Annotated in this window: 6 protein-coding genes and 1 pseudogene; 6 read left to right on the top strand and 1 reads right to left on the bottom strand. The window is 64.9% G+C overall.

Annotated elements, in window-relative coordinates; translation table 11 throughout:
* Positions 1–171: 171 nt before the first annotated feature.
* A pseudogene (locus ACYVAN_RS23245) lies at positions 172–294 on the top strand (IS3 family transposase); the annotation flags it as partial.
* A 77-nt stretch (positions 295–371) separates the two neighbouring features.
* Positions 372–752 (top strand): AbrB family transcriptional regulator, encoded by a 381-nt coding sequence (locus ACYVAN_RS23240; RefSeq protein WP_460963101.1) that lies wholly within the window; start codon positions 372–374, stop codon positions 750–752.
* On the opposite strand, the gene ACYVAN_RS23235 is transcribed toward ACYVAN_RS23240, so the two are convergent.
* On the bottom strand, positions 740–1,705 hold the full coding sequence (locus tag ACYVAN_RS23235; RefSeq protein WP_460963100.1) for a LysR family transcriptional regulator: 966 nt from the start codon (positions 1,703–1,705) through the stop codon (positions 740–742). The genes ACYVAN_RS23240 and ACYVAN_RS23235 overlap by 13 nt on opposite strands.
* 224 nt (positions 1,706–1,929) lie before the next feature.
* Here ACYVAN_RS23235 and ACYVAN_RS23230 point away from each other — a divergent pair, with 224 nt between their 5' ends.
* From ACYVAN_RS23230 to ACYVAN_RS23215, 4 genes are all read left to right on the top strand, one after another.
* Positions 1,930–3,024 (top strand): PrpF domain-containing protein, encoded by a 1,095-nt coding sequence (locus ACYVAN_RS23230; RefSeq protein WP_460963098.1) that lies wholly within the window; start codon positions 1,930–1,932, stop codon positions 3,022–3,024.
* A 37-nt stretch (positions 3,025–3,061) separates the two neighbouring features.
* Positions 3,062–4,159, top strand: a complete 1,098-nt coding sequence (locus ACYVAN_RS23225) for a Bug family tripartite tricarboxylate transporter substrate binding protein (protein WP_460963096.1) — start codon at positions 3,062–3,064, stop codon at positions 4,157–4,159.
* A gap of 93 nt (positions 4,160–4,252) precedes the next feature.
* On the top strand, positions 4,253–6,229 hold the full coding sequence (locus ACYVAN_RS23220; protein ID WP_460963093.1) for a tripartite tricarboxylate transporter permease: 1,977 nt from the start codon (positions 4,253–4,255) through the stop codon (positions 6,227–6,229).
* Between the two features lie 107 nt (positions 6,230–6,336).
* Positions 6,337–7,292, top strand: a 956-nt coding sequence (locus ACYVAN_RS23215; protein ID WP_460963091.1) for an IS4 family transposase, incomplete at its 3' end; no start/stop codon positions are given.

The following is a 7,292-nucleotide window of genomic DNA, read 5'->3' as shown; positions in this document are numbered from 1 at the left end:
TACTGGGAACGCAGGATGAAGCCCGGCCCGCCCTGGTGGGTTTTCAGCTCGTCGAGAGCGGTTTCAGCACCCCGATCGCAATCCGATCCGGCAACCGCTCATCCGACTTGATCTGTCCTGGCCTGGGCACCCCGCCACCCTACAACCCAAGATCAACCTAAATCAGCGGTATTGCGCCTAGCGATCGTGTCCTGGATCGAGACCAAATACCACCGCCGACGGCGACAACGCCGCCTCGGCAAACTCACCCCAGTCGAGTTTGAGACCATCTACACCGCCGCCTCAGCGGCCTGAAAACACTCAACCCCGAGTGTCACCGAAGTCTGGGCAGTCCCGGCCGGTGTAACCAACGTCCAGCCCTCGTACATCTAGTGGTCCTGGGAGCCAAGCTCCTGATCGGCACCGTTATAGGGGCCACCCTGAGTCCCGATGTCTTCCGGCAGCTCATGCACTTCTTCGGGCCGGGGGTACTGGCTGTGACCACCGTCCTCGCGGTGGGAGTCTTCTTCGGTTGGGGCTTCGCCGCGTGGGGTCTTATGGAACCGGGGGAGTCCATGTTCGGGCTGTTGCCCGGTGGCGTCGGCGAGATGGTGGCAACTGCGGCGTCTCTGGGCCTCGACGGTGCCGCGGTCACAGGCGCCCATATGGTTCGGCTGTTCACCGTCGTGCTCAGTCTCCCCCTGATCCTCCGGGCCGCCGAGGCCATCCACCGCAGATGGATCGCCGGCGGGGGCAACGGTCAGGCGGGGTGAGGCCCAGTCCTCGGGTCGAGGGACGGACGTGTCCCCGACGGGCCAGAAGTCGTGAAGTCCTGCCGGACCAGTTCCATCAGCACCGAGCGGAAGGCCACCTCGGCCGGGGAATAGACCCTTTCCTCCCGCTGGGCGAGCAATACATTGCGCACCGGGGCCTCGTCCCCCAGGGCCAGCACCCGGATGTCCGGGTGCTGGATGGCGATGGCGCTGCGCGGAGCCATGGCCACTCCGATCCCCACACTCACCATCGCCTGAGCCTCCTGGTAGTTGTTGGCGTAGAGGGCGATCGACGGCCGGAAACCCGCTTTCTCCGCTGCCCGCTCCAGGACTTCCACCACGGGGTGGCGGTTGGCGCGCACGATCCACGACTCGTCGCGCAGCTGTGCGAGGTTGATCTGGTCCTGGTCAGCCAAGGGGTGGCGCTTCGAGACCAGGATCACGAAGTCCTCCCGAAACAGCTCCTGCAGGCGCAGTCCTTCGATGTTGACCGGCTGCCACGGGTACTCCCACAGGAAGCACAGGTGGGAGCGTCCCCGTTCGAGATCTTCCAGGAGTTCGTCGAAGCGCGCGCTGGAGACTGAGAGGTCGATGGCCGGGTAGCGCGACTTGAACGTCTCCAGCACCCGCGGCAGGAATGAGGCGGCCATCGTGGGGAAGGCCCCCACGATCAGCGACCCCCTGTTCCCTTCGGCCAGATCGCGAAGGTCGCCTGCTGCGGCATCCAGCTGCCGCAGCACCTTGCGCGCGTGACTGACGAGGATATGCCCCGCATCGGTGGGGATGATCCCGCGAGGACGGCGCCGGACCAGGGGGTGTCCGGCCTCTCGCTCGAGCTTCTTGAGCTGTTGGGACACCGCGGAGGGGGTGTAGCCGAGCTCGTCGGCAGCCGCGGTGATGGAGCCAGTCTCTGCAACACGCACGAGAACTTCGAGTCGTTGTGGGTTCAGCATGGCACTCCACTTAAGTGGACATTCACAGAGCTTCCTCTTTTGTAAATCTGCTTTATTTGGCTGCTCGCAGGCTATGTGCAGGGTCCGTGCGGGCGCAAGGAGCGTGGACTTCACCACTGATGAGTGAAGCATTGCTTAAATATCTATCAAACACTGAACATTGTTTTAATTCGTGGGCCCTGTGAGGCTGTGCGGCGATACCGGACGTTGTGGAAAGGCGCCTGATGCAGATCTCGGCAAGCTGGGTCCGAGGAGGGACCAGCAAATGTTGGGTGTTCGAGAAGGAGCACATCGAAAGAACCGGATTGACGGCCGATGAGCTGCTCCCGCGCGTCTATGGCAGTCCGGACCTACGGCAGATCGACGGAGTCGGCGGAGCCACGTCGACCACGAGCAAGGCGGTGATCCTTGAACCGTCCGTCGATGACGATCTCGATGTCGTCTACACGTTCGCCCAGGTCGGCATCGAGGAGTTCACAGTGGACTGGGGTAGCAACTGCGGAAACTGCTCCGCTACCGCCGGTCTGTACGCGATCGAGCGCGGATGGGTGCAGCCCGCCGAGGACGTGACCTACGTCCGGACGTTCAACACCAACAGCGGTCAGAAGGTGGTCCAGCGGCTCCCCACACCGGGGGGAGCCCTGCCGGCTGAGCCGAGCGCCGTCATCCCGGGCACGGTCTATCCCGGCCACGAGGTGGGTCTGGGCTTCGTCGAGCCGGGCGGCAAGACCACCGGCAATCTTCTGCCGACCGGGTCCAGCATTGATGTGCTCACTGTCGATGGCGTCGACTACCCCGTCTCGATCGTCGACGCGGGTGCTCCGTCGGTCATCCTCTCGCCGGAGATCGCCGGTCTTGCCGGACTTCCGCACGCTGAGTGGGCTGGGGCGGCGATCACCGAGAAGCTCTCCGTGCTGGACAAGATCCGCCGTGCCGGGGCTGTCGCCATGGGGCTGACTCCCACACCGGGAGCGGCCGAGCGCGCTGTCCCCAAGCTCGGAATCGCGGGCCCTGCTGGGGACGAGGATGCCGATATCGAGGTCCTGATGCTCTCGATGGGCAAGCCCCACCCGGCCATGCCCATCACCGGCAGCGTGGCGATGACAATGGCGGCCTTCACCGACGGGACGTTCCCTCACCAGGCCGCGAAGGTGGGGCGTACGACCGGAAAACTGCGCTTTCGCACGCCGGCCGGGATCATCGTCACCTTCGCCGACGACTTCGGCGGCGAGCTCATCGTCGGCGCCGACCGCACCGCGCGCACCCTGGCCGACGCCACTCTGTACATTCCCGACCCCCCGCTGGAGCACGCCGCGTAGGTGCGGCGTACTTCGCTGATATGGACGAGGAGATGCAATGGTGCATCCGATCTCACGACGGAACTTCCTCATCGGTGGCGCACTCAGCGTCGCGGCGGGCCTGGCCGGATGCGCCCCGCCGCAGGCTGCATTCAACCCTTCGGGGCCTGGCATCGTCGATGTCATCATCCCGTACGCCGCCGGAGGCGGCACCGACACGTGGGGCCGCTTCGTCACCCCGTACTTCGCCGAGCTGCAGAACGAGGTCTCCCGGTACCAGATCGAGAACATCGCCGGCGGAGAATCCGTAACGGGAACCAACGCTTATGTGGCTGCCGGCGTGAACAATGGCCGGCATATCCTCGTCAGCTCCGGGACCACCTACCTGCAGAGCATGCTGGGGCAGGAGAACGTCGAATTCGACTTCCGGGAGATGGTGCCGCTGGTTTTGCACGGCACAGGAGGAATCCTCTACTCCAATGCCGCCAGTGGCATCCACTCCCTGGAAGACCTCCTCGAAGCAGGCAGCAACGCCAAGATCGGTGGAATCTCTGCCTCCGGGCTGGACCTCGTCCCTTTGTTGGCGCTCGACGTCCTGGGAGCCAGTGTCACAGGAGTCTTCGGCTTCGAGGGACGTGGTCCTTCGCGGCTGGCGCTGGAGCGGGGCGAGACCGACATCGACTTCCAGACCACCTCCACCTGGCTCGGGCCGCTCTCCTCGATGGCCGAAGCCGAGGAGATCTACCCGCTTTTCTCAGTAGGCGTTCTCGAAGACGGCGAAGTCGTCCGCGACCCCAACATGCCGGATGTACCGACGCTCGAAGAGATCTACCGGGACATCCACGGGGAGGATCCCCACGGCCTGGCCTACGAGGCATACCAGTCATTCGTCACCCCGGCGTTCTTCTACCAGAAGGGGTTCTGGTCCAACGCGGGCACGAGTGACGAGCTCGTCGACGCGTATGCGGAGCTGGTCGAGAAGCTGAACCAGGACAAGAAGTTCCTGAAGGAGGCCGCGGGGGCGCTGGGTGGCTACGACCTGCAGCCGGGCCGTGGCAACGCCGACGTCTTCCGCGAGGCCCTGAACATCAGGCCCCAGGCCCTCAGCTACGCCAGAGGTTTTCTCACCAATGAGTACGGAGCGGTCTTGGGCTGAGACCCGGTCCAGCACACCGATCATGCGGCTCCGTGGCCGCTTCCATCCGTACCGGCTGTAGCGCCGCAACCCGTAGCACTTTAAGGACAACAGATGTTAGAAGCAGCCACTTCGGCATTGGCCAGCTTCGCTGATCCGGCGATGCTGCTGTATCTGATCATCGGAGTCGTCGTCGGACTGGTCATCGGTGTCATCCCCGGACTGGGCGGCACAGGAGCAGTAGCAGTCCTGATGCCCTTCGTGTTCGTGCTCGAGCCGAACCAGGCGATCGCCATGATCATCGGTGCCGTCGCGGTGGTGCACACGTCCGACGTCATCACATCAGTGGTACTGGGGATCCCCGGTTCCGCCTCGGCGGCAGTGTTCCTGATGGACGGCCATACGATGGCCAAGGAAGGCAAAGGCGGCCGCGCGCTCTCGGCCAGCTTCCTCTCGTCCGCCCTCGGCGGCATCATCGGCATCATCGGACTCACCCTGGTCGTGCCTGTGGCGCGGCCGGTGGTCACGGCCTTCGGATCTCCCGAGATCTTCATGCTGATCGTGCTCGGCATCTTCCTCACCGCCATGCTGTCCAAGGGCAACGTCGTCAAGGGGCTGGTGGTCGCCGCCTTCGGAGTCATCCTGGGAATCGTGGGCATGTCCCCGGTCTCGGCCGAATACCGCTACACCTTCGGTTCGGAATACCTTTCCGAGGGCATCGGGCTCGTCGCGGCTGCACTGGGCATCTTCGGCGTGGCCGAGATCATTCATCTGGTCGCCCAGCGCAGCTCGGTCGCTGACAAGAACGTCAGCCTCGGCAAGGGCTGGACTAGGGGAGCCCGAGATGTCGTCAAGTACAAGGGAGATGTCCTCCGCGGGGCGGGCCTCGGTGTCGGCGTCGGTATCCTCCCCGGCGTCGGAGCCACAGCCGGGGCATGGCTGGCCTACGGACAGGCCCAGGCAATCGGAAGCCGCCGGAAAGGCAGCCGCTTCGGCCAGGGCGACCCTCGCGGAGTGATCGCCCCCTCGGCGGCGAGCAACGGTATCGAGTCAGGTGCGCTGATCCCGACCCTGCTGTTCGGCGTTCCCGGTGCTGCACCCTTCGCGCTGCTGCTCGGCGTGCTGCTGATCTTCGGCATCCAGCCAGGGCCCGACCTGATCGAGCAGGACCTCGACCTCGTCTACTTCATTGTCTGGTCCTTCGCCATCGCGTCGGTCCTCGGCGCGATCTTCGCCTTCTTCATGGCCCGGCCGCTCGCCCGCCTCAGCTTCGTCAGCTTCCCGATCCTGGCCGCAGCCCTGATCCCACTGCTGTTCATGAGCGGCTTCCAGGAGCCGCTGAGCCTAGGCGTCTTCTACACCATGCTGGCCCTGGGCATCTTCGGCTGGCTCTGCAAGGTCTCCGATATTCCCCGGGCGCCCTTCCTGATCGCCTACGTGCTCGCGGTCCCTGTGGAGCGGTACTACTACATCACTGTCTCGGCTTTCGAGCCCGGGGAATGGATGACCCGGCCGTTCATCATCGTCGTCGCACTGTTGCTCGTTATCACCATCGGTGTGGTCACCTACAGGAACATCAAGCGCAAGAAGCTGCCCTCGGAAGCGGCCGAGGAGTCCTCCGCTGCCACCAACGAGGACGGAATCCACGTCCCGCCCTTTGTGGGAGTGGCCATGACCGTCGGCTCGATGCTGTTCTTCATCGGCGCCTTCATCCTTGCGACCGACTTCTCTCCGAACGGCCAACTTTTCCCGTACATGGCCAGCATCCTGGGCCTCGGGCTCGGAGTCGTGGCGCTGGTCAAAGACATCCAGCAGGTGCGCAGGGAGGGCGGCGTCGGACGGATCGAAGGAGCTTTCGGGGCGCAGCTGAGATTCGTCGGAGTCTCGATCCTGTGGCTGTTGGCCTTCGTATGGCTGATCTTCCTGGTCGGCATGTACGTCGGCACGGCCGTCTTCGCCCTGGTCTTCCTCCTCGTCGTGGCCCGGATGAAGCCTCATTTCGCGGTGATCTATGTGGCCGCGATCGTCGGGGCGCTCTACGCCCTGGAACAGTTCGCCGAGTTGGTGGCCCCGGTCGGCTGGCTCATCTAGGGGCAATACCGCTGATTTAGGTTGATCTTGGGTTGTAGGGTGGCGGGGTGCCCAGGCCAGGACAGATCAAGTCGGATGAGCGGTTGCCGGATCGGATTGCGATCGGGGTGCTGACGAAGACGTTCCCTGCGGAGCTGGTCGATGATGTGCTGGCCGGGACTGGGCGCGGTGAGCAGCGGAAGCGGCTGCTACCCGCGCGGGTGGTGGTGTATTTCGTGCTGGCGATGTGCCTGTTCAGCCGGGAAGGGTATGAGGAGGTCACGCGGCTGCTGACCGAGGGGCTGGCGTGGGCGCGGCGCTGGCACGGGCAGTGGCGGGTGCCGACCACGGCGGCGCTGTCGCGGGCCCGGGCCCGGCTGGGCCCGGAACCGCTGAAGGCGTTGTTCGCCCGTGTCGCCGCCCCGGTGGCCACTGAGACCACAGTCGGGGCGTGGTGTCACGGCTGGCGGCTGGTCGCCGTGGATGGCACGACCTTTGACGTGCCCGACACGCAGTCCAATGCGGACCATTTCGGGCGGCCAGGAAACTCCCGCGGCGAGGGAAAAAGTGCCTATCCGCAAGCCCGGTTGGCGGTACTGGCCGAGTGTGGCACGCATGCGATCTTCGCTGCGGCGACCGGGCCGCTGGCTGTCCACGAGAGGACGCTGGCCCGCCGATTGTTTCCCTCGCTGACGCCGGGGATGCTGCTGCTGGCCGACCGGGGTTTTTTGAGCTTCGATCTGTGGCGAGCCGCCGCGTCCACCGGAGCCGACCTGCTCTGGCGCGTCCGAGCCAACGTGGTACTGCCGGTGAGGCGTCAGTTCGATGACGGCTCGTACCTGTCGGAGATCGCGGCTTCCCGCGACTACTACCGGCGTGCTGATCCGATCACCGTACGGGTCATGGAATACACCCTCGGCGGCGACGAGACCGTCTACCGGCTGGTGACCACCATCCTCGATCCCGAGGCGGCCCCGGCCGGCGAACTGGCGGCGCTGTACACACAGCGATGGGAGATCGAAACCGCTCTCGACGAGCTGAAAACCCACCAGGGCGGGCCGGGCTTCATCCTGCGTTCCCAGTA

The sequence above is a fragment of the Parasphingorhabdus pacifica genome, assembly GCF_054779195.1.
The sequence above is the reverse complement of the archived record's forward strand: the minus strand, read 5'-3'. Positions and strand labels throughout refer to the sequence as shown.

Bases quoted from the DNA above. Each gene is read 5' to 3' on its own strand.
- ACYVAN_RS23235 (WP_460963100.1), bottom strand. From the start codon at position 1,705: ATGCTGAACCCACAACGACTCGAAGTTCTCGTGCGTGTTGCAGAGACT.
- ACYVAN_RS23230 (WP_460963098.1), top strand. From the start codon at position 1,930: ATGCAGATCTCGGCAAGCTGGGTCCGAGGAGGGACCAGCAAATGTTGG.
- ACYVAN_RS23225 (WP_460963096.1), top strand. From the start codon at position 3,062: ATGGTGCATCCGATCTCACGACGGAACTTCCTCATCGGTGGCGCACTC.
- ACYVAN_RS23220 (WP_460963093.1), top strand. From the start codon at position 4,253: ATGTTAGAAGCAGCCACTTCGGCATTGGCCAGCTTCGCTGATCCGGCG.